The organism is Granulicella arctica (assembly GCF_025685605.1).
Classification (GTDB): Bacteria; Acidobacteriota; Terriglobia; order Terriglobales; family Acidobacteriaceae; genus Edaphobacter; species Edaphobacter arcticus.
On record NZ_JAGTUT010000001.1, the window covers coordinates 2,083,150 to 2,107,153 of the forward strand.

At 62.4% G+C, this 24,004-nt stretch carries 22 protein-coding genes and 1 other RNA gene; 15 read left to right on the forward strand and 8 right to left on the reverse strand.

From position 1 onward, the window contains the following. Positions 1 to 11: 11 nt before the first annotated feature. From OHL20_RS08620 to OHL20_RS08660, 9 genes are all read left to right on the forward strand, one after another. Positions 12 to 1,256, forward strand: a complete 1,245-nt coding sequence (locus tag OHL20_RS08620) for a phage portal protein (protein WP_263382787.1) — start codon at positions 12 to 14, stop codon at positions 1,254 to 1,256. Beyond that, complete coding sequence (locus OHL20_RS08625) at positions 1,253 to 3,583, forward strand: hypothetical protein (protein ID WP_263382788.1); 2,331 nt, start codon at positions 1,253 to 1,255, stop codon at positions 3,581 to 3,583. The genes OHL20_RS08620 and OHL20_RS08625 overlap by 4 nt, the downstream gene beginning before the upstream one ends. 21 nt (positions 3,584 to 3,604) lie before the next feature. Beyond that, on the forward strand, positions 3,605 to 3,826 hold the full coding sequence (locus tag OHL20_RS08630) for a hypothetical protein (RefSeq protein ID WP_263382789.1): 222 nt from the start codon (positions 3,605 to 3,607) through the stop codon (positions 3,824 to 3,826). Positions 3,827 to 3,982: 156 nt separating this feature from the next. Further along, positions 3,983 to 4,456 (forward strand): 5-(carboxyamino)imidazole ribonucleotide mutase, encoded by a 474-nt coding sequence (purE, locus tag OHL20_RS08635; RefSeq protein WP_263384975.1) that lies wholly within the window; start codon positions 3,983 to 3,985, stop codon positions 4,454 to 4,456. Then, a complete protein-coding gene (gene purK, locus OHL20_RS08640) occupies positions 4,453 to 5,640 on the forward strand; it encodes a 5-(carboxyamino)imidazole ribonucleotide synthase (RefSeq protein WP_263382790.1) in 1,188 nt (395 codons plus the stop codon). The genes purE and purK overlap by 4 nt, the downstream gene beginning before the upstream one ends. A gap of 142 nt (positions 5,641 to 5,782) precedes the next feature. Next, positions 5,783 to 6,013, forward strand: coding sequence for an AbrB/MazE/SpoVT family DNA-binding domain-containing protein (locus OHL20_RS08645; RefSeq protein WP_263382791.1), 231 nt, complete (start codon positions 5,783 to 5,785; stop codon positions 6,011 to 6,013). Next, complete coding sequence (locus OHL20_RS08650; RefSeq protein WP_263382792.1) at positions 6,003 to 6,425, forward strand: PIN domain-containing protein; 423 nt, start codon at positions 6,003 to 6,005, stop codon at positions 6,423 to 6,425. The genes OHL20_RS08645 and OHL20_RS08650 overlap by 11 nt, the downstream gene beginning before the upstream one ends. A 148-nt stretch (positions 6,426 to 6,573) precedes the next feature. Then, positions 6,574 to 6,786, forward strand: coding sequence for a hypothetical protein (locus OHL20_RS08655; RefSeq protein ID WP_263382793.1), 213 nt, complete (start codon positions 6,574 to 6,576; stop codon positions 6,784 to 6,786). Further along, positions 6,786 to 7,640 (forward strand): hypothetical protein, encoded by an 855-nt coding sequence (locus tag OHL20_RS08660; protein ID WP_263382794.1) that lies wholly within the window; start codon positions 6,786 to 6,788, stop codon positions 7,638 to 7,640. Before OHL20_RS08655 ends, OHL20_RS08660 begins: the two co-directional genes overlap by 1 nt. 62 nt (positions 7,641 to 7,702) lie before the next feature. Here the strand turns inward: OHL20_RS08660 and OHL20_RS08665 are convergent, their stop codons facing one another. From OHL20_RS08665 to lipB, 7 genes are all read right to left on the reverse strand, one after another. After that, a complete protein-coding gene (locus OHL20_RS08665; RefSeq protein ID WP_263382795.1) occupies positions 7,703 to 8,896 on the reverse strand; it encodes an acyltransferase family protein in 1,194 nt (397 codons plus the stop codon). Positions 8,897 to 8,968: 72 nt separating this feature from the next. Beyond that, entirely contained in the window at positions 8,969 to 9,883 is a 915-nt protein-coding gene (locus tag OHL20_RS08670) for a LolA-like protein (protein ID WP_263382796.1), read from the reverse strand. A gap of 88 nt (positions 9,884 to 9,971) precedes the next feature. Beyond that, positions 9,972 to 11,660, reverse strand: a complete 1,689-nt coding sequence (locus OHL20_RS08675) for a S10 family peptidase (RefSeq protein WP_263382797.1) — start codon at positions 11,658 to 11,660, stop codon at positions 9,972 to 9,974. 67 nt (positions 11,661 to 11,727) lie between these two features. Next, positions 11,728 to 13,146, reverse strand: a complete 1,419-nt coding sequence (locus tag OHL20_RS08680; protein WP_263382798.1) for a Tad domain-containing protein — start codon at positions 13,144 to 13,146, stop codon at positions 11,728 to 11,730. Beyond that, positions 13,143 to 13,664, reverse strand: coding sequence for a TadE/TadG family type IV pilus assembly protein (locus tag OHL20_RS08685; RefSeq protein WP_263382799.1), 522 nt, complete (start codon positions 13,662 to 13,664; stop codon positions 13,143 to 13,145). The genes OHL20_RS08680 and OHL20_RS08685 overlap by 4 nt, the downstream gene beginning before the upstream one ends. A gap of 104 nt (positions 13,665 to 13,768) precedes the next feature. Next, positions 13,769 to 15,445, reverse strand: coding sequence for a 2-oxoglutarate dehydrogenase, E2 component, dihydrolipoamide succinyltransferase (gene sucB / locus OHL20_RS08690; protein ID WP_263382800.1), 1,677 nt, complete (start codon positions 15,443 to 15,445; stop codon positions 13,769 to 13,771). A gap of 75 nt (positions 15,446 to 15,520) precedes the next feature. After that, positions 15,521 to 16,267 (reverse strand): lipoyl(octanoyl) transferase LipB, encoded by a 747-nt coding sequence (gene lipB, locus OHL20_RS08695; protein WP_263382801.1) that lies wholly within the window; start codon positions 16,265 to 16,267, stop codon positions 15,521 to 15,523. Between the two features lie 134 nt (positions 16,268 to 16,401). Here lipB and OHL20_RS08700 point away from each other — a divergent pair, with 134 nt between their 5' ends. The 3 genes from OHL20_RS08700 (at position 16,402) to OHL20_RS08710 (ending at position 19,514) form a co-directional block, all read left to right on the forward strand. Next, the gene (locus tag OHL20_RS08700) at positions 16,402 to 17,400 is read left to right on the forward strand and encodes an aldo/keto reductase (RefSeq protein ID WP_263382802.1); all 999 of its coding nucleotides are present in this window, start codon (positions 16,402 to 16,404) and stop codon (positions 17,398 to 17,400) included. Positions 17,401 to 17,468: 68 nt separating this feature from the next. After that, on the forward strand, positions 17,469 to 18,263 hold the full coding sequence (locus tag OHL20_RS08705; RefSeq protein WP_263382803.1) for a hypothetical protein: 795 nt from the start codon (positions 17,469 to 17,471) through the stop codon (positions 18,261 to 18,263). A gap of 75 nt (positions 18,264 to 18,338) precedes the next feature. After that, positions 18,339 to 19,514 (forward strand): threonine aldolase family protein, encoded by a 1,176-nt coding sequence (locus OHL20_RS08710; protein WP_263382804.1) that lies wholly within the window; start codon positions 18,339 to 18,341, stop codon positions 19,512 to 19,514. 53 nt (positions 19,515 to 19,567) lie between these two features. Here OHL20_RS08710 and rnpB read toward each other — a convergent pair. Next, an RNA gene (rnpB, locus tag OHL20_RS08715) (RNase P RNA component class A) lies at positions 19,568 to 20,032 on the reverse strand. 149 nt (positions 20,033 to 20,181) lie between these two features. Here rnpB and OHL20_RS08720 point away from each other — a divergent pair. The 3 genes from OHL20_RS08720 (at position 20,182) to hpnI (ending at position 23,953) form a co-directional block, all read left to right on the forward strand. Then, positions 20,182 to 21,408, forward strand: coding sequence for an ABC transporter permease (locus OHL20_RS08720; RefSeq protein ID WP_263382805.1), 1,227 nt, complete (start codon positions 20,182 to 20,184; stop codon positions 21,406 to 21,408). A 29-nt stretch (positions 21,409 to 21,437) separates the two neighbouring features. Then, positions 21,438 to 22,691, forward strand: coding sequence for an ABC transporter permease (locus OHL20_RS08725; protein ID WP_263382806.1), 1,254 nt, complete (start codon positions 21,438 to 21,440; stop codon positions 22,689 to 22,691). 80 nt (positions 22,692 to 22,771) lie between these two features. Further along, entirely contained in the window at positions 22,772 to 23,953 is a 1,182-nt protein-coding gene (gene hpnI / locus OHL20_RS08730) for a bacteriohopanetetrol glucosamine biosynthesis glycosyltransferase HpnI (protein ID WP_263382807.1), read from the forward strand. Positions 23,954 to 24,004 lie beyond the last annotated feature (51 nt).

Consider the following 24,004-nt stretch of genomic DNA (forward strand, 5'->3'; position numbering starts at 1 on the left):
CGGGAGACCTAATGACGATCAGGACGGCAGTGAGCAGAATTGTGCGGGTGTTGGCGGGTGCGGAGACTGTGGCCGTCACTGCAGCGACGGCAGGTGTGCGGAAGACGGCGGCGCTACCGTCGATCATGAATCCGCAGCGGGTGGGTCAGGCGATCACGCCGAAGCCGACGGCGGCGAATCTGCGCAGGTTCGCGGAGACGCCGATTGCGCGGCGGGCGATCAACGTCGTAAAGGACCGCATCGCCAGCATGGACTGGCAGATCAAGGTGCGCCGCGGCTATGCAGGCGTTGAGATTGAGGACGCGGCCGTGCGCATGAACATCCTGCGGCGATGCCTCGAAGAGCCGAATGCGAATGACAGCTTTCGCGTGTTGTGGGAGCAGGTGTTGGAGGATCTGCTGGTCGGCGGCTTTGGCGCGGTGGAGATGGAGCTGACCGACGATCCGGCGCAGCCCTTCAACCTTTTTCCGGTCGATGGAGCGACCATCCAGATCGACACGAACTGGAACGGCGATGCCTCCAAGCCTCGCTATGCCCAGGCTACGGGTCGAAGTGGCATGCAGAATCTTGTGCCGCTGCTCGATGACGAGTTGATGTATCTCCGGCTGAATCCACGCACGCATACGCCCTTCGGCCTCGGTCGGCTGGAGGTTGCGTTCGAGACGGTGAACCAGTTTCTTAGCGCGCATCGCTATGCGGGGCGGCTCGCTTCAAACTCCGTGGTGCAGTATGCGCTGTGGCTGAACGAGGCAACGCCGGAGCAGCATGACCGCCTGATTCGCTGGTGGCAGGACGAGATCGAAGGGACGGGCAAGGTTCCGCTGCTGAGCTGCGAGCAGAAGCCGGAGGTGTTGCGCTTCGCTGGCGGCACGGACGCGGACCTGCGGCTGCAGTGGCAGGAGTTCCTGATCCTGATGGTGGCGAACGCGTTTGAGCTACCGCCGATGCTGCTTGGGCTGCAGAAGGATGTGAACCGTTCGACGGCGAGCGAGATGGCCGATGAGGCCTTCCAGAGCGCGATTGTGCCGGTGGCGAAGCTGCTTGCGGAGCACATCACGCGGGACCTGTTTGCGAAGAAGCTGGGTTGGCGCGAGTTCGAGTTTTGCTTCAACGATCTCGAGAGCCGGAATGAGATTGAAGAGCTGACGATCCAGACAGAGCTGCTGAAGGCAGGCGTGCTCACCATCGCTGAGGTTCGCAAGGCACGCGGGCTTGAGGCCCTACCCACATTGCTGCCTGAGGAGGTGGCGCAGTGATCCTGACGATCGACAATCTCGACGGCCTTGGTGCGATCGACTACAGCGCGTGTCTCGAGGTGAGCACGCCGCTGACGATCGGGCGCACGCTGAATGCGCCCTCGCGGTGTGGCGGGATGCTGCTGCTGAACGGGCTTGCGATGCCGGTGCGACGCGGGCGTGTGATGGTGATTGCAGAGAACGGCACCATACTTTTTACAGGCTACATCGCCACGGAAGCCGTGCAGGAGTACGCCGGTGCAGGGTTCGCGGGGCCGATCTATCGGACGGCCTTCAACGCGATCAGCGACGAGTGGTTGCTGGACAAACAGGCGGCCTCGTTCGGTGGCGCAGGCTTTGCGCAGGCCAGTGGACTTGCATTGAAGACGCTGACGAACCGTGTGGACGGGAATGTCTTAACGACGGCCGGCGTGCTGGATGGTCGCGCTGTCGGGGTCTTTGAGCCGGGGTTAACGCAGAGCTGGTCCAGCAATGCTGCGACCATTGCGGCGACTACCTATGCGGCCTACCGTGCCGTAGATGGCGCGTTGACGCTGGCTCCCGCGGGGACGGTGACGCATACGTTCAGTGATGGGGATGGGACGCTGCAAGTTGCTGCAATGCGATCGGCATCGATCAAGGAGCTTGCGAATGATGTAACCGTGAGTGGAGCAATCGAACCTGCAGCTTACGTGAGCGAGGTCTTCGAGGGGGACGGAACGACGGCGATCTTCGCGCTGACCGACGCTCCGTTCGTTCCGGCGCGAACCAACGGCAGCGCGTACCTGGTGAATGACAGCTTCAACACGGGTGTGTTCAATCCCCAGGTGTGGACTGTAACTGATCCGGGTACACATATAGGATTTGGCGCGAATGGTTTGCAGATGTCGGGTGGCAATGGGCTTGATGGCCAGACGACGCTGGCGGCCATTGACGCGATTGAGATGGGCGGAACGCTGGTGGTTGAGGCGGGGAGCCTCCAGCTTGCGTCAGCCAGTGACGGCGTGATCTGCGGGCTTTATGAGGGAGCGATTACACGAGCGAGTTGCTTCGCGGGCTACAACGTGCGGCAGGGTGCTACGACGCCCATCGCGACTCCATTTCTCAATGGAGTGGAGGTGGGGACGAGCTACAGTATTCTGCCCGGTCATAGTTACATAGTGCGGATGCGATTGCATTGCACGGAGGTGCAGCGTGTATCGCAGAGTTACTATGCGATGGTCGACGGTGCGGTCGAATCGTTTGGAGGCGGCGTGGTTGGGGCGTCGATGCAGATTGTCTTTGAGCTTGTCGACACTGGTGTCTCCTCGAATACGCCCACTACAGTGCTCTATGACAGCGCTGTGGCGGGGTTCACGACGGGCACTCCGGCGACGTGCATCTTTGCGGCTGTGGATGCGGTGCAGTTGATCGGGTCGATGGGCTACTGCCGGATTACCCAGACTGGTTCGGCCTGGGTGACGGGAACGCAGCCGAGTGGGCTGGTGACGACGCGGCTGATCGGCGAGGCGGGCGAAGGTGTGGACTGTAAGGTTGCTACCGATGGGCTGATTACGTTTTATGCCGGGCGGATTCCGGCCGCGGGCGAGATTGTAACCGTGACGTATCGCGGACGGCAGCGTGCCGTGGCACGGCTTGAGGATGCGGCGAGTGTGGCCCGGGAGGCACTTGGAGATGCGTTGGGAACTGCGGCTTGGCTGGGCCGTGTGGAGCGCCCGGCAGCGCGCAGCACCATGGATTGCGAGAGCGCGGCGTTGGCGATCCTTAGTTTTTCTTCGAGTCGTGCGGCAGCGATTGCTGGGACGTATGTGGCGTTGAATCCGCAGAGCACGGCGGACATCTGGCCCGGTGATGTGCTGGCGCTGACCGCGAATGGGCAGACGGTGAGTGTGGTCGTTCGCAGCGTGACGGTGGAGGACGGGGCGAGTTCACCGGAGCTGCTGACGTACCGGATTGCGTTTGCGAACGACTGGGCCGAGGGGCTTGGGCTTACGCTCTCGGAGTCGATTGCGACGGATGCCTTGCTGCCGCAGACAGCGCTGCAGGGGCCGATGCAGGTGCTTGCGAATCTGCAGCAGATGACGGTGGTGAGTGTGTCGGGTACGGCGATCCAGGTGGACTCGGGAATTGCGCCTCCGGCGGGTGGCGGCTTCGAGGTGCGGCGCCGGGATGGGAATTTTGGGCCGATGGTGGACCAGGATCTTGTGTTGCGTAGCCCGGTGCGGAACTTTTCGATTCCGCGCGAGGGGCAGGCGGAGCGCTACTTCGTAAGGATGTATGACGGGGCGACTCCGCCGCTTTATTCCAGGGTTTCAAGCGCGGTATTTACCCATGTACCGGTGGCGTAGTTCGGTGCGAGGAGGATTGTGATGACGGATTTTGAGTCGCAGATATTGTCGGATTTGAGCGTGTTGAAGAGCCAGATGCAGAGTCTCATCGGGATCGGACAGCCGGGGAGATTGAACCAGTTGGAGGAGCGCGTCGCGCGGCATGAGCAGGCGGTGCAGCGAATGCGTGGGCTGGTGGCTGCGTTTGGAGGCGTGACTACGATGCTTCATCTGACGATCAGCTATTTTTCGGGCCGACGGTAGTTTGTGGCGTTGCCAAGCTGACCTGGTAAAGGGACGGCTTAGGTGGCGTGCGTGCGGTCGCTATAATCGGGCTCTATGGATCTCCGCGAAGCTGAGGACGGTAACAAGGATGCAGGTGCTGTGAAACCCGAAAGTGCACCGTTGGTGGGCGTTGTGATGGGGAGCCGCAGTGATTTTGCGGTGATGGAATCTGCGGTTGCGATGCTGCGGGAGTTTGGCGTGGCGCACGAGGTGCGGGTGGTGTCGGCGCATCGGACGCCGGAGCTGATGTTTGAGTATGCGGAGTCGGCTGTGGCGCGGGGGCTGCGAGTGATTATTGCGGGTGCGGGCGGCGCGGCGCATCTGCCTGGAATGATCGCGGCGAAGACGGTGGTGCCGGTGCTGGGGGTGCCCATCCCGGCGACGGCGCTGCAGGGAATGGATGCGCTGCTGTCGATTGTGCAGATGCCGAAGGGCGTGCCGGTGGGGACGCTGGCGATCGGTGCTCCGGGCGCGGCGAATGCAGGGCTGCTGGCAGTGGCGATCCTGGCGACGACGGACGCGGCGCTACAGGCGAAATTGATAGGATGGCGCGCGAGCCGGCGGGATGAGGTGTTGGGGCAGACGCTGGATGCGGGAGTGGGCGCATGAGCGGGACGTCTTCGAGAGCTACAGCCAAGCCGATTCTGCCGGGTGCGACGATTGGGATCTTTGGCGGCGGGCAGCTTGGGCGCATGACGGCGATGGCGGCGCGGGGCATGGGATATCGCATCCAGGTGCTCGATCCGGACCCAGCGTGCCCGGCGCGGTTTGTGGTGGACGGCTGCATCGAAGCCGGATGGGATGACACGCGCGAGGCGGCTAATCTTGCGCGGGGCTGCGATGTGGTGACACTCGAGATTGAGCAGATTTCGATTGCAAGTATGGATGCGGCGGGCAGTCTTGCGCCGGTGCGGCCGGGGTCGGCGATGCTGGCGATCATTCAGGACCGCATCGCGCAGAAGGACTGGCTGCATCGCAATGGGTTTCCGATTGGAGCGTATCGTGCGGTGCGATCGCTCGAGGAGTTGCGGACGGCGGTGGCGGAGCTGGGCGGGCGATGCTTCTGCAAGAGCGCGCAGGGTGGGTACGACGGGCGCGGGCAGGGCAAGGTCGGGTTCAAGGCTGGAGCGGTCGTCGAAGAAGAGATTCGCGGGGCATGGGAGGCGCTGGGCGAAGGGCCGGGAGTGGCCGAGCAGGCAATCGAACTGGAGCGGGAGATCTCGGTGCTGGTGGCGCGGTCGCCCTCGGGCGAGGTGCTGGTCTATCCGGCGGCGTGGAATCACCATGAGCACCAGATCCTGGCGTGGAGTGTGATTCCTGCGCCGATCCCTGCGGCGATGGAGGCGGAGGCGCGGAGGATCGCAGAGTCGATCGCCGACACCTTCCAGCTTGAGGGGATTCTTGCGGTCGAGTTGTTCGTGACGGTCGATAGCCGGCTGCTGGTGAACGAGCTTGCGCCGCGCCCCCATAACAGCTACCACGCGAGTGAGCGGGCGTGTGTGACGGGGCAGTTCGAGCAGCTTGTACGGGCTGTCTGCGACCTGCCGCTGGGGGCTGTGGAGGTGGTGCAGCCTGCGGCGATTGCGAATCTGCTGGGCGAGATCTGGCTTGGAGAGGATGGAACGGCGCGCGAGCCGCACTTCGATCGGGCGCTGGCGGTGCCAGGGGTGCGGCTGCATCTGTATGAGAAGCTGCGGCCTCGTAAGGGGCGGAAGATGGGGCATCTCTCGGCTGTGGGAGCCACGGCTGACGAGGCTGTCGAGCGGGTTCTACTGGCGATGAAGCAGCTGTGAGAACAAGCGAGGCTTAACACCGATCAAGGCGGATGAACGGATTTTAGAAGACGTTCTTGTTTCCAGATCCGTTTCATCCGCTCGATCCATACCAGTTTCTCTTCTGGATATACAATTTGTACTGTAGATCAATAGGTGTTTCATGCAGGTATCGAAATGGGGTAACAGTCTTGCAATTCGGCTTCCGGCAAGTGTTGTCGAGGCACTGGATCTCGTTGCGGGAGACCAGATCGAGGTGCATGTTACAGGCAGGCGGGAGTTTGCGATCAGCCGCGACCGGAGCCGCGAAGAGGCCTTGGAACGGCTTCGCAAACTGAGGCGTCCATTGCCTGCGGGCTTTCGCTTTGATCGGGCTGCGATGAATGAACGATGAGGCGTCGGGCAAGGTCTTCCTCGACACGACGATTCTCATCTATGCCATCTCTAGTGACGCTGAGCGAAGTCCGATTGCTGAAGCGCTGCTTGCGAAGGGTGGCAATCTTAGCGTGCAGGTACTCAACGAGTTTGTTGCGGTCGCACGGCGCAAGTTGAAGATGTCCTGGGAGGAGACGGCGGAGGCGTTAGCGTCGATTCGCGTCCTTTGCGAGATTCCTGTGCCGCTCACGCTTACGATCCACGATGCTGCTGTTGCGATTGCTCAGCGCTATGGATATCAGATCTCTGACGCTACGATTCTCGCAGCGGCACTGGATTCAGGGTGCGTAGTGTTGTACTCCAAGGATATGCAGCATGACCAGCGTATCGATTCGCTGATCATTCGCAATCCGTTTGCCGCAAAGGCATAAGGCGAATTGGACTGGTTTGTAGATCCGTTTCATCCGTCTTGATCGGTGTTAAGCTTTTGCCGTGTGCGTGGTATGTTTAGGGTGCGTGGCGCATCTAACACAGGGTGCTGTGGAAGATGAAGCTTTCGTAACGTTGAGGTGCTTTCGAGTGAATGGTCGCGAATTGGAGCATGTGCTCTCGTTGATCGAACAGAATGTAAGCGCGAACCAGGTGCTTCTACGATCGGAGATCTTCCGGTTTATTGAGAAGCATCAGGATGAGGTTGTGGCGCAGCTTCGGCATAGTGCGACGGCGCGGATTCCGACCTCGTATGGCGAGATGACGTTGAACCTGGCCGACCTTCGTAAAGCCGTTGCCTGATGTTGACGCTGGGGGTCACCTTCCTGGTGGCCGTTTACCTGCTTGGCCCCGATCTGATCTCGCGTTGGATTCTTGGGTTCGTTGTTCCCCGTAAAAATTTAGTGCAGAGCCGTGGCGAAGAGGTGACGCGCGCGGTGTTGTGGGCGGCGATTCCTCTGATCTTCGCTGTTCTGTGGGCTGTGTCGACTGGCTCGCTTACGCGCGATGGCCATGTGAGCGATGTCCAGACGGTGTTTTCGGGCCTGTACGACGACAAATTCTTTGAGGCGCATCGGGCGGAGTTTTTCGCGAGTCTGCGCCCGGTCTTCCTGATGAACCTGAGCCTGCTGACCCGGCTCTACGGCATTGTGGTGGGTGGGTCGATCCTGCTGGATGTGCTGATCCTGAACTACAACAGTCTGCGGAACGCGCTGAAGCCGCGCTGGATGAAGACGGTGCTGGCGACGATTGTGCTGCCGCGCGCGTCGGAGTGGCATGTGCTGCTCTCGGGGATGCTGCTGCCGTCGCGGGAGCAGGTGCTGCGGGCGGATGTGCTGACGCGGTCGAACGCGCTCTACCAGGGGCAGGTTGAGGACAAGATGCTGGGGGCGGATGGCGGGCTGCTGAGCCTGACGCTGTCGGAGCCGCGACGGTTCCTGCGGGAGGAGTTTCAGCGGGAGCAGGCGAAGGGGATTGAGGTGGGGACGGAGGATTTCTGGAAGGAGATTCCGGGGAACCTGTTCGTGATTCTGGGGTCGGATATTGCGAATATCAATCTGAAGTACGTCGAGGAGAAGCCGTTGGCGGACAAACCTTCGGTGGAAGAGATTGAGTTGCTGAAGCGGCTGCTGGATCGGCTGAAAGAGCCTGAGTAGGCGGGTTGTTCGCGGATCGAGAAGCAGACTCCTCCGCTTCGCTACGGAATGACAATAGAAGGCTATAGGGCTGGTTCTGTGCGCATCTGCTCTTCGGTGCGGCGGGCGGAGCGGTGGTCGCGGAGCTGCATGAAGGGGCGTTCGACCGAGAGATGCAGGAGCGCGGCGGCCAGCAGGCAGGTGACGGCGTAGAGCAGGGTGGCTTTGGCGTTGGGGTCGGCGGTGAGGTTGGGGAAGACGTGCTGGTCGAGGTGGACGATCTCTTTGTGGATGAGGTAGAGGCCGAAGGCGAGTGTGGCGACGGTCTGTGCGCCGGGGATACGGAGGCGGCTGAGATATCCGTTGCGGCTGACGCCTGAGGCGACCAGCAGGGCGAAGGCAAGCGAGAGGATGGGGAAGCCGATGACGGTTCCCCAGGCGGCGGCGCCGGTGAGCGAGCTGAAGCGATTGGCGAAGAGCCAGAGGGATAGAGCGAAGAGTGCGAGGCCTGCGCCGAAGGTGAGGTGTCCGCGACGCGTCACGGCGGACCACCATGCGGGGCGAAAGCTTTGCATCAGTGCGAGGATGACCCCGGCGAGGAGACCGTCGAGGCGCGTCCACGTTGGGTAGTAGATGTGCTCGATGTAGGCGAGCGAGAAGTTATCTTCCCCAAGCGGACGAAGGGTGTGGATGAGGCCGTAGCTGCGGGTGGCGATGCCGATGAGCAGGACGAAGGCCAGTGCCGCGGCGGTCTTCCAGAAGGACGGGCGGCGCATCAGGGCGATGACGAGCACGGGCAGGATGAGGTAGAAGTGCTCCTCCACACAGAGCGACCAGATGTGCGAGAAGGCCTGGTGGATGGAGTAGTCCACGAAGAGATTTTCGGTGAAGGTAAGGAACTGCCAGAGCGGCGAGATGCCTGGGCTCTCCCGCCAGAGGGGGACAAGGACGTAGAGGGTAACCACGACGAGATAGGCGGGCAGGATGCGGTAGGCGCGGCGACGGTAGAAGTCACGCAGGGAGGGCTGCTCGCCGCGTGTGACGGGCCGGAGGAGTTGAAGGCCGATGAGGTAGCCGCTGAGGACGAAGAAGAGATCGACACCCATCCAGCCGAAACGGGCGACGGGATGGAAGCTCTCCGGGAGGACGCCCTGCAGGTGGAAGAGCATGACGGCAAGGATCGCGAGGGAGCGCAGGGTGTCGAGGCCAGGGAGCCTTGGTGCGGTGGGCATGGCCGGGATAAGGATCGGGAGAAAGTCGCTGAGCAATCTCAGCATACAGGCGCGGGGCCGGTGGAAGGCTGCGGGGCTCTGCGTGATTAATAGTGCCGCGGTACACAGGCGAGGGACCTACGTGACGGGGATGATTTTGGAGTTGACGTGGGTCTTCTCGAAGTCGCGGTTTTGGGCGTCGATGATGATCTGGCGGCTGTAGAAGAAGAGCAGGTGCAGCTTGAACTCGGTGCCGAAGCTGGCGGGGAACCAGAGGCCTTCGGGCAACGGAGCGTAGACGACGGTGAAGCCGAGACCGGGCAGATTGGTCCCGAGGAGCGTCCGGACTGCGAAGGGAATTTTGCGTGCCATCGTCGTGCGGACGACGACGGGCTGGTAGGCGGTGGTGTCGATGTAGGCGTCGCCCTTCCAGCCGTAGTCGTCCTTATCCTTGGGGCTGAAGGTGATGTGGAAGACCTCGCGTCCGTTGAGGTGTTCGGTGCGGAGAAGTTGATAAACGTAGTCCGCCTGCGTCTTGGACGTGAGCGGAAAGAGGCCGGCGCTGATGCCATCCTTCGACTTGCCGTGGATGAGGCCGGAGCGCATGCTCTCGACGAGGTCACGATCGGTGTCGTCCCCGATATCGATGTTGACGTCATCCTTATCGTGATCGGTGGGTGCTGCCTTATCGTCTTGATGCAGGGCTTTGTCGTCGCCGTGTTTTGCCGGACGCATGGTGGTAAAGGGGATGTAGCCGTGCTTGCCGCGGAGGCGTCCGTCGAGCTTGAGCAGTTGCTCGTCGGAGCCGGTGGCGTTGGGTGTGATGCGGGAGTCGGTGGTCTCCTCGCACATGACGGTGTTGCCTTTGCGGGAGGTGACGTGGGCGTGCTGGAGGTAGACGTAGTGGCTGCGCTCGGCCTCGGCCTGATCCTGATTGGCGGCAACGCGGGCCATGATGGCGGCGGCGGTGGGCTGCTCCGGCTGCTGGGCTAGGGCAGGCGCGGCGAGGATGGCCAGAGCGAGAGGGAGCAGCTTGCGGTGTGGAGCGGGCATGGTGCTGGTACGGGCGGGGGTGAGGCGAAGTTCCCACGGAGGTTGTCACCCTGCAGTCGCGGGGAAGAGGCCGCGACTGCAGGGTGGCCTACTTGCCGCCTTCGGTCGATTTGATGAAGGCTGCTACATCGGCGTGGAACTGCTTGAGGATGTCTTCGCGGACGTAGATCATGTGACCCGCCTCGTAGTAGTGGTAGCTGATGTTGGACTGGAGCGCCTTCGGCATGGGCAGGTGGTGCATCTCGTAGATGCCCTCGAAGTAGGGGGTGGCGAGATCGTAGTAGCCACCGGCGAGCATGACCTTCATCTTCGGATTGAGCTTCATCCGGTAGGCGAGGTCGGGCATGACGTTGGCGCCGGTCTCAACCGTTCCTGCTGCGCTGCCGCCACCACCGCCGCGCTGGCCGGGAGGGTTGTGGGTCATGTTCCAGGAGAACTCGCCGCCGGCGCGGGCGGAGAGGAGATACGTGCTCTGTGTGGCGTACTTGAGGTCCTTGTGGAGGTACTCGTTGATGGCGGTATTCCAGGCGGAGGTGATGGCGTCGCTCTGGGGATCGTAGCTGGAGCCCTCGCTCATGGGATCGAGGTCGGGTCCTTGAAAGCGGGAGTCGAGGCGGCCCGTGGTGATGCCTTCGTCCAGTTTAAGTTCCTTCGAGAAGTTGCTGCCGATGACGCGCAGATCGGAGCGGAGGAGGTAGTCGACGGGCAGGCCGGTGTAGCCGTGGAGCTTCTCGGCGATGGCCTGTCGCTGGGCCTCGGGGAGTTCGCTGCCCTGGAGGAGCGCGGTCATGTAGTCCCCGAGTGCAAACTTTTCGACCTCGGCGAGGAAGGGCTTGAGCGCGGGTGCCTGGGTGGGCAGCTTGTGGTGATACCACGCGGTGGCGGCGTAGGTGGGCAGGGCAAGCGCGTAGGCCTGGTCGACGCCGGGGTTGGCGTTGGGGCCGTCCACGCTGTTGTCGAAGCTGAGGATCTGCGAGAGCAGGATGATGCCGTTGAGGTCGACGGTGCGGAGGTCGGCGGCGAGGACAGCGGAGCGCGGGGTGCCATAGCTCTCACCGAAGAGATACTTGGGCGAGTTCCAACGATCGTACTTCGAGAGGAAGCGGCGGATGAAGCGCTCGAAGGCGTGGCCGTCTCCGTCTACACCGTAGAAGGCTTCCGATTTGTTTTTGCCAAAGGTGCGGCTGAGACCCGTGCCGGGTGCGTCGATGAAGACGACATCACTGACGTCGAGCAGCGAATCCTCATTGTTGACGATGCTGTAGGGCGCGCCCTCCTGGTGCTGGACGTCGGGGACGACGATGCGCTTGGGGCCGAAGGTGCCCATGTGGAGCCACATGGTGGGGGAGCCGGGGCCGCCGTTGTAGATGAAGGTGACGGGGCGGTGGTCGGCGGCGGCATCCTTCTTGAAGTAGGCTGCGTAGAACATGCGAGCGGTGGGCGGCGCGTCCTCTGCCTTTTCTGGAAGCTTGATGCCGAGGTCGGGGAGCGGCTTGCCGTCGAAGCCGAGCGTGGCGTCCTGCGGGTCGGTGCCACCGACGGTGATGGTACCGGCGACTGCGCGGAAGGCGATGGTCTGGCCGCCAACGCTGACGGTGCCCTCGGTGATCGAATCCGGCGGGGAGCTGGGGTGCGGCATGGCGGCGGCAGGGCCGGAGACGACGACCTTCTCGTCCGGCTTCTCCTGCGCAAGCGCGGAAAAGGTGCTGACGGTGAGCAGTGCTGTTGCCGTGATGAGGGCCAACGAAATGGGACGACGGTGCCGGGCAACAACCATGGATTCACCTTTGACTTTGAAGCTTCGGATGAACCCGAGTATACCGTCAGACCAATCCGCGGGTCGCCTACTGGGCGTTGTTGGGGATGAGGCGGCCGACCGTGAGGCCACCGGCGATCTGGGTAAAGATCTGGTTGAGGCTGGAGACGGGCGAGGAGGCGGAGACGCAGGAGGACGATGCGCCCTTGGCGGTGTAGTCGGAGTAGAAGTCCTGCGGTGCGGAGGCGATCTGCTGCATGGTCTGGCATGGGGTGATGTAGAGCGTGTCAGTGGCGCAGCCGGTGTCGGTCGCGCCATACGCGATCGCGTAGACCCGGGTTCCTGCGGCGGTAGCAGCGGCAGCGGCGGTGATGGCCTGATGACATTGATTCCTGGTAGAGGGATAGACGCCCGAGGTGGTCGAGGCTCCCGGCATCGCGCTGGCCGGGGCGCTGGCGTCGCCGTCGCTGAGCAGGATGAGGATGTTCTTGGTGCCCGGGTTTGAGAGTGCCTGGGCGACGAGCGCTGCCTGGGCCGCGTAGATGACTCCGGCGTAGTAGGTTCCTTCGCCGCCGACGGCCTCGAGTCCCGTACAGTTGGCCTTGCCGCCGACGGACTTGACGAGGTTGGAGCCGCCAGCGAGCGAGCTTGCGGAGGATGAGGTGCGGTAGTCGCTTGAGAAGCCGACGATCTGGTAGACCGGCAGGACGGGGTACTGGTAGGGAGCGATCTGGGGGCTGGTGGTGCTGCAGTCAAAGTCGAGTTGCGCCTGCGAGACAGAGGCGACGGCGGGAAAGGTGTAGAGGCTGACGGTGTCGACGGCGTTTGAGACGTTGCCGTTGGTGGCTGCGCCGCAGGTGGTGAGGCCGGTGCCGCAGGGCGACAGGTTCTGGAGCAGCACCTGGACACCGGCCATGGCGCAGGCGAGCCGGGTGGAGTTGCAGTTACTGTCCGAATCGAGGGAGTTCATGGAGGCGGTGGAGTCGACGACGATGACGACGTTGTAGGGGCTGGGGGTGGAGCCGTTCATGGAGGCGGTCGCGGTCGCCGTAAGTGTCATCGTCTTGAAGCCGAGGACCGGCATGAGGAGGAGCGGCATGACGATCTGCTGCCGCACCATCATGGCGTTTCCATTGCCGGGCGCGGAGCAGGCCATGCCCTGGGCCATCAGGCTCGAGAGGCACTCGATCCTGGGATAGCCGCTGACCATGGTGACGTTGGGCAGATTCTGGTGGGCGTTCAGGTACCCGGTGACGGCGCTGTACTGGTTGGCGGTGGAGACGGCTGTGCTTGCGGGAAGGTTCTGCGCACCGGCCATGGCAGCGGCATCGGTCGAGGCCTGCAGGGCGCGCTGGTTGTAGAGGGCGCGGCCAAGATCCATGGTGAATCCGGCCATGCCGAGGAGAATGACCATCATGAGCGCCATGACGGGAAGCATCTGGCCGCGTTCATCGTCGAGAAAGGTCAGGAGGAAGGCTTTGACTCGCGGAGGGAGGGTGACCGTCACTGGACCAGCTCGGCGGTCTGGGCCTTGAGCGTGCAGGACGGCGCGTAGTTGATGCCGTAGACAGCGAGGTTGCAGGGATAGGTGACGGTGAGCCTTGCGGAGCTTCCCTGCACCATGTTGCCGGACGACCCGCTGGTGGCGCTGGTGCTGGCGCAGGAGTTGCCGGCGTAAGGTGTCCCGTTGAGCACGAAGCTGAAGGTGAGGCCGGAGGCGGTGAGGTTTGGAGCGGCGGCGTAGACGACCTTGGCGACGTTCGCGCAGGGGTCCAGATCCTGGCCGCGAATGATGGCAAGCTGACGCGCGCCGACGCTGGTGGCCTCCGTCAGCATGATGAAGTTGTTGATGCCGATGCCGAAGGTCATGATGCCGGTGACGATGAGGAGGAGCACCGGCAGGCAGACGGCGAACTCGATGAGGGACTGGCCTGAGTCCTCTTTGCCGCTCAGGAAGGCGCGCAGACGATCGAGGATGGTTTCCTGGGAAGGCGCGGGAGCGAGGTCGCGGTTGAGGGGCTGCACAGCCTTGTTATCGGCTGGGTTGAGAAGGACATGAGGTCCAAAGAAATGGCGGCAGACTCTTGAGAGCCTGCCGCCGGAAAGACAAAGACCTTGTTTATTTTTCTTTACCCGATGTCTTCGGACCAGTTCTCGAGGTAGGCCTTGAAATCCGACATGAACTTACCGGCGTCTGCGCCATCGACGATGCGGTGATCGAAGCCGAGGGTGAAGCGCTGGATGGAGCGGATGGCGATGACGTCGTTGCCATCCTTGTCGGTAAGGACTTCGGCTTCCTTGTTGAGGCCGCCGATGCCGAGGATTGCGGCCTGCGGCTGGTTGATGATCGGGGTGCCGAACTGCTCGCCGAAGATGCCTGCGTTGGTGAGGGTGAAGGTGCCGCCGGAGATCTCGTCCGGGGCGAGCTTCTTGCCGCGAGCGCGCTCGGCTACGTCGACGATGGCGCGGGCGATGCCGAGGAAGTTGCGCTCCTCGGTCTGCTTGATGACGGGGACGATGAGGCCCCAGTCGAGCGCGACGGCGATGCCGATGTTGATGTTCTTGTTGTAGCGGATGGCGTCGCCCTCGATCGCTCCGTTGACGATGGGGTGCTTGCGGAGCGCGTGGATGGCGGCGCGGGTGACGAACGGCATGTAGGTGAGCTTGACGCCGTTACGCTGCTCGTACTTGGCCTTCTCTTTCTCGCGAAGCTTGACGATGCGCGTCATGTCCACCTTGAAGACGGTGTGGACGTGCGGGCTGGTGCGCTTCGACTCGACCATGCGCGAGGCGATGATGGAGCGCATCTTGGTCATCGGGACGAGCTCGCCGGGCTGCGGGGAAGCGGCTACTGGCTTGGCTGGCGTCGCTGCGGGGGTTGGGGTTCCTGTCGGGGAGACCATGCCTGCGGGGATTGTGGCGGCTGCAGTAGCTGGTGCGGCGGCTGGCTTCGCTCCGCCTTCGAGGTGGCCGAGGATGTCGTCCTTGGTGATGCGGCCTGCGGAGCCGGAGCCGGAGACCTGGGCGAGGTCGACGTTGTTGTCCTTGGCGATCTTGCGGACAAGCGGCGAGGACTTCGGACGGTCACCTGCTTCAGCGGACGCCGTTGGTGTGGCGGAGCCGGGGGCAGCGGGCGGAACGGCCTTCGAGGTCGGCGCTGCGGGGGCGGGAGCGGCGGCTTTGGCTGCGCCTCCACCGATCACGGCGACGACGGTGTTGATCTGGACGGTCGAACCTTCGGGCACCTTGATCTCGGTGAGGATGCCAGCAGCGGGCGAGGGAATCTCAGCGTCTACCTTGTCGGTCGAGATCTCGAAGATCGGCTCGTCGCGGGCAACGGTATCGCCGACCTTCTTGAGCCACTTCGTGATGGTGCCCTCGGTGATGGACTCGCCCATCTGGGGCATGACGATGTCGGTGCCGCCCTCGCTCGTGGGAGCGGGTGCGGCGGCTTCAATGGTCGAGGCGGCATCGACGGCTGCGGGGGTTGCGGTGTCGGCTGCAGGTGCGGCGGCAGTCTCGGCCTTGGCTGGAGCGGCTGCAGCTGGTCCGGCGGCCGCGGCGCTGCCGGACTCTTCGATGGTGCAGACGACGGTATTGATCTGGACGGTGGTGCCTTCGGCGATCTTGATCTCGCCAAGGGTGCCGGCGGCGGGCGAGGGAATCTCGGCGTCTACCTTATCGGTCGAAATCTCAAACAGGGGCTCGTCGCGTGCAACCGTGTCGCCCGGCTTCTTGAGCCATTTGGTGATGGTGCCTTCGGTGATGGACTCGCCCATCTGGGGCATGACTACTTCGGTCGGCATAAAGTTCCTTCCAGAATTTGCTGCTCAGACTTGATCGGTTGGCGCCGTTGCGGAAAAGAGGCACGCAACTGTGGATTATAAAGCGGTCACACCAATTGATGCAGATGAGGCCAGCAGCTCATCGAGGCTCGTGTGCGCGAGGATCTGCCGGTTGAAGACGTGGCCGAAGCTGCGTGCGACGGAATTGACGGCTGTTTCCATGCTGAGAGAGGCGTCCGGGTCGGCTTCGAGGTCGAGGCTGGTCACCTCGCGGTCGGCGATTCCGCAGGGAACGATCCACTGATAATCGCGCAGGTCGGTGGTGACGTTGAGCGCGAAGCCGTGCGAGGTAACGCCCTGCGAGACATGGACGCCGATAGCGACGACCTTCTTCTCGAGGATGCTGCCGCCGCCGATGGTCCAGACGCCGGTGCGCTTGCAGACGCGCTGGGTGGGGACGCCGAAGTCCTTGCAGGTGCGGATGAGAGCCTCTTCCATGAGGCGGACGAAGTCTACCGGTCCCAGGTGCGGGCCCCTCTTGCCGGGCAGATCGCCGCGCAGGTCGAAGATGGGGTAGCCGACGAGTTGGCCGGGGCCATGGTAGGTGACGTCGCCGCCACGGTTGATCTCGTGGAGTTCCACGCCGCGCGCTGCAAGAAGCTCGTCGGTGGCGAGGATGTTGGAGCGGTGGGCGTTGCGGCCGAGGGTGAGGACCGGCGGGTGTTCCATTAAGAGGAGAGCGTCGCCAAGGGTCTGCGCCTTGCGGGCGGCGACGACCTGGGCCTGGATGGCGAGGCCGGAGGCATACGGGATGCGGCCGAGATGGAGGAGGTTGAGGTACATCTAGACTCGTTTGCGGCTCAGCATGTTGCCAACCTTAGTATCTCATTTGGGTACACGCCGGAATGCATTGGTGAAGGCGGTCTTCCCATCCGATGCACGGTGGCGGGCATCAGATGGAAAGGAGAAACTGTTCAATGGATTATGTGAATCTGGGTAAGACTGGCCTGAAGGTGTCGCGGATCTGCCTCGGCTGCATGACCTATGGCGAACCGGCGAAGGGTGAGCCCAAGGCCGGACGGCACGCATGGACGCTCGACGAGGCCGCCAGCCAGCCATTTATGAAGCAGGCACTCGATCTTGGGATCAACTTCTTCGACACGGCCAATGTGTATTCGAGTGGCGCGAGTGAAGAGGTGCTGGGGCGCTTTCTCAATGCAAACGTGAAGCGCGAAGACGTGGTGATCGCGACCAAGATCCATGGCGAGATGCGTGAGGGGCCGAACGGCAGGGGTCTTTCGCGCAAAGAGATCTTCTTCGAGCTGGATGAGAGTCTGCGGCGGCTTGGGACGGACTATGTCGACCTCTACCAGATCCATCGATGGGACCCGGAGACGCCGATCGAGGAGACGCTAGAAGCGCTGCACGATGTGGTGAAGGCGGGTAAGGTGCGGTATATCGGCGCGTCGTCCATGTATGCGTGGCAGTTTGCCAAGTCGCTTTACCTTGCGGACAAGCACGGGTGGACGCGGTTTATCTCGATGCAGAACCACTACAACCTGCTGTATCGCGAGGAAGAGCGCGAGATGATGGGGCTGTGCGCGGACCAGGGGATCGGCGTGCTGCCGTGGTCGCCGCTGGCGCGTGGGTTGCTGGCGAGGCCGTGGAAGTCGGAGAGCACGAGCCGGTCGGAGACGGACAGGTTCACCAAGGTGATGTACGCAAAGACCGAGGACGCCGATAAGGCGGTGGTCGATCGGCTGGAGCAGATGTCGAAGGATCGCGGTGTTCCGCAGGCGCAACTTGCGCTGGCGTGGATGCTGACGAAGCCGGTGGTCACGTCGCCGATCATTGGGGCGAGCAAGCCGGGTCATCTTGAGGATGCGGTGGGCGCGCTCACGGTGAAGCTGACGACGGAGGAGATCAAGGCGTTGGAAGAGCCGTACATCCCGCACCCGACGCTGGGCTTCAGCTAGGACGTACCGAACGCACGCGCAATGGTCGGATCAGGGACCGTGCGCGTGCGATACTTTTTCCAAGCCCAATGAGTTTGTTCGTTCGACCAGCAGCGGGATTACTCGCCTTCGTCATCATGTCCTGCGCGGTCTCCTCAGCAGTCGCACAGGAGAGTGACGTTCCCGAGGCAAACCCCGGGAGGCCGACGGTGTCGACCCCGGCGACGCTGACGCCGATCGGCTATCTCCAGTTTGAGAATGGCGGCATCTATGCGGCCCGGTCGCCGGAGTTTGATACTCGCTTCAGCCTGACGCAGGTGACGAAGCTGACGGTGGCACCGCGCCTCCAGTTCCTCGCCTTGACGGAGCCGCTGGTGGCGAGCCGGGTGGTCGAAGATAAGGAGCAGCAGCCAGGCGAGGTCTTCGCCGGAGTGCAGGCGGTGGCGCTGGCTGGATCCGGCCATCGTCCGACGGTTGCCGTGAGCTATATCCGCCGACTGTACGAAAGCCCTGCGCCGGAGCTGGATCTTGGGACCTTTCGCCAGAGCGCACTGGTGCTGGTGAGCGAAGATTTCCTCGGTTTCCACATGGACCTGAACGGGATCGTCAACGAGCAGGCAGGCACGAGGCCGCGCCGGGCACAGTTTGCGCAGACGCTGTCGATCTCGCACCCGATCGGCAAGTTCACCATCTCTGGCGAGCTGTGGCACTTCAGCCAGCCGCTCACCAACGGCAACGCGGTGGGGAACCTTTGGGCGGCATCGTACCCGCTGCGTAAGAACCTCGTGGTGGATGCCGGGTTCGATCATGGCTTTACGAGCACTTCGACCCATTGGGAAGGCTTTGCGGGGTTCACCTACGTGCTGCCTCATCGGCTGTGGTGAGGTCCGACCGGCGGCTGCATCTGCAAGCGGTATCCTCGTAGGACCACCTCATCTGTACAGGGAGAAGGCTTCCTCATGAATATTAATCGTCGTGATTTTATGCGCGTGGCTGTGCCCTCTGCGGCTGCCGTAGCTGCTCTTCGCTCTGTTGAACTACCGATGCTCGGGCAGGCTTACGGAGCGCGACCTGCAGCTGAACTGGTGATCACGGACAAGACGGTTGTATTGAGCGGCGATGGTCTTGCCATCTCCAACCAGCAGCGCGTGCAGGACTTGGCGCGGCTGATGACGAAGTATGAGAAGTTCGCCGACAGCTACCTTGTGGGTGGAGCGGTCGCTGAGCTGGAACAGAAGATGGCAGCGATGCTGGGCAAGGAAGATGCGGCATTTCTGCCGACCGGCACGCTAGCAAACAATGTGGCGGTACGGCTGCTCTGCGGGGAGCATCGTCATGCGATCGTCCAGCAGGAGAGCCATCTTTATCAGGATGAGAGCGATGCGGCGTCGCTTCTGAGCGGGCTTAACCTGGTGCCGCTCGGTGCGGGTAAGGCGTGTCCCAGCTATGAGGAGGTAGTGGCGGCGATCGATGTTGCGGAGAAGAGTCCGTACCCGATTGTTGTGGGAGCGATCTCGATTGAGAGCCCGGTGCGGCGGGCGGATGGGGCAAGTGTGCCGTACGCGCTGGCAGAGCGGATCTCGAAGCTGGCACGGTCCAAAGGCATTGGGATGCACCTGGATGGCGCTCGTTTGCTGCTGCTCTCAGGAACGGCGGAGTTCGATGTGAAGCGCTACAGTGCGCTCTTCGACACGGTGTATATATCGCTCTACAAGTATCTCGGTGCGCCGTTCGGAGCGATGCTGGCAGGAAAGAAGGACGTGATCGCGAAGGTTCGCGAGACGCGCCACGTGTACGGCGGCACGGTGTATCACGGCTGGATGGCGGCGCTGCCGGCGCTCGATGCAGTCGATGGCTTTCAGCAGCGGTTTGCGGAGGCGCATCGCGCAGGAGAACGGCTGCTCGCCGGTCTGCAGGCAGCTGGAGGGTTTGAGATTCTGCGCGTGGAGCATGGCAGCAACATCGCCTTCGCGCAACTTACACCGGCTCGGGCGGATGGACTTGTCGAGCGATTGGCGAAGCAGGACATCCATGTGCGGCCGCTGCATGAGGGGAGGCTGACGCTCATGGTGAACGAGACGATCCTGCGAAGAACGCCGGAGGAACTGGTGGCGGCGTTTGTCGGCAAGGCGTGATCTGCCGAAGCGAAGTGGCCCCGGGAATCCTTGCGGATTGCCGGGGCCATTGTGTTTGCAGACGGCCCGTAAGCCGAATTTTGTTTTAGACGATCATTCCTCTAGGCGACCCATTACTGAGCCGCTCCAGCAACCTACCCGCAGGTTTTGGCTTTTGCTTGCGCAAATCTCTCCGCCTGGGCGCATCGGGCCGATACGCGTTCGTCCGCCTGGAGAGGAGCGGGCGATTCCCTGCCTATTTGGTCTTGCTCCGTGTGGGGTTTACCCTGCCGTCCGACTTACGCCTGACGCGGTGCGCTCTTACCGCACCTTTTCACCCTTACCTCCTGCCGCGTACACGAAACCCTTGCGGGATTCGACAGCAAAAGGCGGTATATTCTCTGTTGCACTGGCCGTCCAGAGGGCTTGAACCCTCCGTCCCGGACGTTATCCGGCACACTGCCCTGCGGAGTTCGGACTTTCCTCCCCCGTCAAACACTCCTGCGAATGAAGACGGCAGCGATCATCCAGCCGCCTGCAGGTCCAGTGTAACGCACACGCCAGCGTGCCTCTGGAACGTCTTACGCCTGTTGACCGTATATAGCTGCACGACCTTTTTTCGCTTTTGTCGCAACGCGACTGCTACTCTCAACTCAAACGGTCTGGCAGCGGTCTCGGAAACGGAACGATGGAACTCAAAGAAGCGCTCAAGCTCGCAGTGTCGTCTCTCTGGTCGAACAAGATGCGTTCGATGCTCACGCTGCTGGGGATTGTGATCGGCGTTGCGAGTGTGATCGCCGTCGTCACGCTGGTCAACGGAGCGAACGCCTTCATCCTGACGAAGTTCTCGAGCTACGGCGCGAATGTCTTCACCATCTCGAAGATGCCGGCGATCATCACCAGCGCGGACGCTTACGTCCAGTTTGAGAAGCGGAAGAACATTCTTCTTCCGGACTACCGCTACATCCTCGAAAACTGCAAGCAGTGCACCGGCATGGGAGCCCAGCAGGCCGGGATCGGCAAGGTGGTGCATGGGCTTGAGTCGGTCACCGACTCGCAGATCCGTGGCTATACCTGGCAGATGCCCGCACTGCAGAATCTGAATATCGTGCAGGGTCGCGACTTCACCGACTCCGATGAGGAGCACGCTGCGCATGTCTGCATCGTCGGTACGGATATCGTCGATCATCTGCTGCCGGGCGTCGATCCGATCGGCCAGGAGCTTCGCGTCGATGGCGTGATGTACACCATCATCGGCGTCAGCGAGAAGCAGGGCAGCACCTTCGGGGCGAGTCAGGATAACTGGGTCGGCGTGCCGCTTACCACCTTCCAGAAGAGCTACGGGACGTCCAAGTCAGTCACGATCTACGTGAAGGCTGCAACCTCCGGGCCTCCGCTTGAGGCTGCTGCGGATGAGGTGCGGGTGCTGATGCGCTCGCGCCGGCACGATGCACCCGATGCGCCGCAGTCCTTTGAGCTAGACACAAATAACACGCTGGTCGGCTTTGCCAGTACGCTGACGAAGTCCTTCGGCCTCGTGGCCGGTGCGATTGCGCTGATCTCGCTGATTGTCGGCGGCATCGTCATCATGAACATCATGCTGGTCAGCGTAACGGAGCGGACCCGCGAGATCGGTATCCGCAAGGCTCTCGGCGCGCGCCCCAAGGACATCCTCATGCAGTTCCTTATCGAAGCCGGAACCATGGCGCTGATTGGCGGCGTCTTTGGCGTCATCGGCGGTGTTGGGGTGGCTGAGATCGTGACCCTTGCGATCGGCTTTCCCTCATCGATTGCCGTCTGGAGCGTGCTGATGGGACTGATCATGGCGACTGCGACCGGCCTCTTCTTCGGCGTCTATCCTGCTCGCCAGGCTGCGCGCCTCGATCCGATTGTGGCGTTACGGTCGGAGCTCTAACTACGTAGCACTCAGGACAGGATGACGGTATGCGATTAGGTGACTTGCAGGAGACGGTGAAGATGTCGCTCGACACACTGCGGGCGAACAAGCTGCGCAGCGGTCTCACGATCCTCGGCATCGTCATCGGTGTCATGACGGTCATCACCATCTCATCCGTCATTAACGGCCTGAACAGCAGCGTCGAGGACCTAGTGCAGTCGCTCGGCTCGAACGTCCTCTTCGTCTTCCGCTTCCCGGTCTTCGGCTCGCGTCCTACGACGGAGATGCTGACCCGTAAGCAGTTGACCTACGACGATGCCGTGGCGATGCAGGAGCTGCCGCACGTCGTCGCCGTCTCGCCCGTGCTGCAGTTTGTCGATAACACTGCTCCGGGTCGCGTCGGCACGACCGCCGTGAAGGCGAACGGTCACGCCGTACAAAGTACCAAGCTTGAGGGCGATACCCCTGCCGTGAAGGATGTGAATGGCCTCGATCTGGCGGAGGGTCGATTCTTTACCGATATGGACATGCAGCGCTCCGCAAACGTGACCGTGCTCGGCAGCGACACGGCGATCGCGCTCTTTCCCGGATTGGACCCGCTCGGCCGGGAGATTATGGCGGGCGGCATGCTCTTCACCGTCGTCGGCGTCCTCGAGAAGCAGAAGCAGGCGTTTGGCGGCGGCACGAACCCGGAAGACAACAAGGCAATCTTCCCCATCACGACCTACCACAAGCTCCATCCGGAGAGCCTGGACTACTGGATCTCGCTCAAGTATGACGATCCCAAGAATCGGCCACTCGTTGAAGATGAGCTGACGGAATTGCTGCGGCGACGGCGCAAGGTCCTCAATGCGGCACCCGATAACTTTGCCGTCTTTGGCACCGATTCGCTCACGCGGCTGTGGAACCAGGTCACCGGCGGCCTCTTCCTTTTGCTGTTCGCGCTCTCGAGCGTGGCCCTATTGGTGGGCGGTGTTGGCGTCATGAATATCATGTTGGTCTCCGTTACGGAGCGCACCCGGGAGATCGGCGTTCGCAAGGCCATCGGCGCGACCAAACGCACGATCCTCACCCAGTTCACGCTGGAGGCGATGACCCTGTGCGCTGTGGGCGGCATCGCCGGGGTCGTTGTGGGAAGCGTGATCTCGCTCGGCTTAAAGCTGGTTCTTCCGGCGATTTTGTCGTCATTGTGGATCGGAACGGCCTTTGCCAGCTCCTGCGCGATCGGTCTGCTCTTCGGAATTTATCCGGCGTGGAAGGCTGCAAACCTCAACCCGATCGAGGCCCTGCGGTACGAGTAGAATAGCCATCCGGTCTGCAATCAGTACGATCGGTGCTTTTCTTACGCTGCAATGTTACCTAAGTTCGGTAGACTAGGCAGATGGCGACCGCAATCGAGGTGATCACAACCCTGATAACGCTGTGCGGACTCGCCTACCTGGTGCTCGCACTCTGGTCGGCACGAGACTTCGGCAGGCGCTGGCGTAAGACCTTCGCAGCAAACCCTGCGGTCTTTGCCCCGGATGTATCCGTCCTTAAGCCCGTCAAGGGCGTCGATCCACGTATGTACGCAGGTTTCGTCACCCACTGCATGCAGGAGTACGCCGGCAACTTCGAGCTTGTCTTCGGCGTCAGCAGCATGGACGACCCGGCTGTTGCCGAGATCGAACGTCTTCGCACCGAGTTCCCCGCATGCGCCATCCGGCTCGTCGAGTGCCAGGAGCGCCTGGGGACGAGCGGCAAGGTCAGCAACCTGATCCAGATGCTGCGCGAGGCACGCTACAGCCACGTACTCGTTAACGACAGCGACATCTGCGTCTCTCCGCTCTATCTCTCCCGGGTCATGGCATCGTTCGTCGACCCGCTTGTCGGCATGGTCACCGCACCATACCTCGGGCGGTCCGTGTCGAACGGCACCGGGCCGACGGTCTGGTCGAAGCTGGAAGCTCTCGGCATCTCGACGGACTTTATGCCCGGTGTGCTGACGGCGCGGAAGCTTGAGGGCGGCCTGCACTTCGGCCTCGGCTCAACCCTTGCCATGCGGCGCTCCGCTCTTGAGAAGGCTGGCGGTCTCGAGCCGCTGGCCGACTTCCTGGCGGACGACTACGAGCTCGGCAAACGCATCGCCGCCTCCGGCTTTCGCGTTGAACTTTGTGCGGAGGTTGTCGAGACGACCGTGCCCGCATACGACTTCCGCGGCTTCTGGGACCATCAACTGCGCTGGGCGCGGTCGACCCGCGACTCCCGCAAGCTCGGCTACATCGGCCTCGGCATCACCTACGCTCTTCCCTGGGCCTTGATGACCTGCATCGCCAGCGGCTTTGAGCTGTGGAGCTTTACCCTGCTCAGCCTCGTTTTGCTGGCGCGCGTGGCCGTTGCGCTCACGGTCGGTGTGGGTATTCTGCGCGATCCGCAGGTCCTCCGCGACCTCTGGCTGCTGCCCGTCCGCGATGCCTGGGGGCTGATCTTCTGGGTCTGGAGCTTCGCCGGCGACACGGTCGTCTGGCGCGGCGAGCGCTTCCGCCTGCAGGAGGGCCACATCGCCCGCGTCCAGAGCGCCTGACGCCTCGATGTGTTTCCATGGAGTGCTGCGAGACGAGCCACTTGGCCCTCG

Bases quoted from the DNA above. Each gene is read 5' to 3' on its own strand.
- OHL20_RS08620 (WP_263382787.1), top strand. From the start codon at position 12: ATGACGATCAGGACGGCAGTGAGCAGAATTGTGCGGGTGTTGGCGGGT.
- OHL20_RS08630 (WP_263382789.1), top strand. From the start codon at position 3,605: ATGACGGATTTTGAGTCGCAGATATTGTCGGATTTGAGCGTGTTGAAG.
- purE (WP_263384975.1), top strand. From the start codon at position 3,983: ATGGGGAGCCGCAGTGATTTTGCGGTGATGGAATCTGCGGTTGCGATG.
- purK (WP_263382790.1), top strand. From the start codon at position 4,453: ATGAGCGGGACGTCTTCGAGAGCTACAGCCAAGCCGATTCTGCCGGGT.
- OHL20_RS08645 (WP_263382791.1), top strand. From the start codon at position 5,783: ATGCAGGTATCGAAATGGGGTAACAGTCTTGCAATTCGGCTTCCGGCA.
- OHL20_RS08650 (WP_263382792.1), top strand. From the start codon at position 6,003: ATGAACGATGAGGCGTCGGGCAAGGTCTTCCTCGACACGACGATTCTC.
- OHL20_RS08660 (WP_263382794.1), top strand. From the start codon at position 6,786: ATGTTGACGCTGGGGGTCACCTTCCTGGTGGCCGTTTACCTGCTTGGC.
- OHL20_RS08665 (WP_263382795.1), bottom strand. From the start codon at position 8,896: ATGCTGAGATTGCTCAGCGACTTTCTCCCGATCCTTATCCCGGCCATG.
- OHL20_RS08670 (WP_263382796.1), bottom strand. From the start codon at position 9,883: ATGCCCGCTCCACACCGCAAGCTGCTCCCTCTCGCTCTGGCCATCCTC.
- OHL20_RS08675 (WP_263382797.1), bottom strand. From the start codon at position 11,660: ATGGTTGTTGCCCGGCACCGTCGTCCCATTTCGTTGGCCCTCATCACG.
- sucB (WP_263382800.1), bottom strand. From the start codon at position 15,445: ATGCCGACCGAAGTAGTCATGCCCCAGATGGGCGAGTCCATCACCGAA.
- lipB (WP_263382801.1), bottom strand. From the start codon at position 16,267: ATGTACCTCAACCTCCTCCATCTCGGCCGCATCCCGTATGCCTCCGGC.
- OHL20_RS08700 (WP_263382802.1), top strand. From the start codon at position 16,402: ATGGATTATGTGAATCTGGGTAAGACTGGCCTGAAGGTGTCGCGGATC.
- OHL20_RS08705 (WP_263382803.1), top strand. From the start codon at position 17,469: ATGAGTTTGTTCGTTCGACCAGCAGCGGGATTACTCGCCTTCGTCATC.
- OHL20_RS08710 (WP_263382804.1), top strand. From the start codon at position 18,339: ATGAATATTAATCGTCGTGATTTTATGCGCGTGGCTGTGCCCTCTGCG.
- OHL20_RS08720 (WP_263382805.1), top strand. From the start codon at position 20,182: ATGGAACTCAAAGAAGCGCTCAAGCTCGCAGTGTCGTCTCTCTGGTCG.
- OHL20_RS08725 (WP_263382806.1), top strand. From the start codon at position 21,438: ATGCGATTAGGTGACTTGCAGGAGACGGTGAAGATGTCGCTCGACACA.
- hpnI (WP_263382807.1), top strand. From the start codon at position 22,772: ATGGCGACCGCAATCGAGGTGATCACAACCCTGATAACGCTGTGCGGA.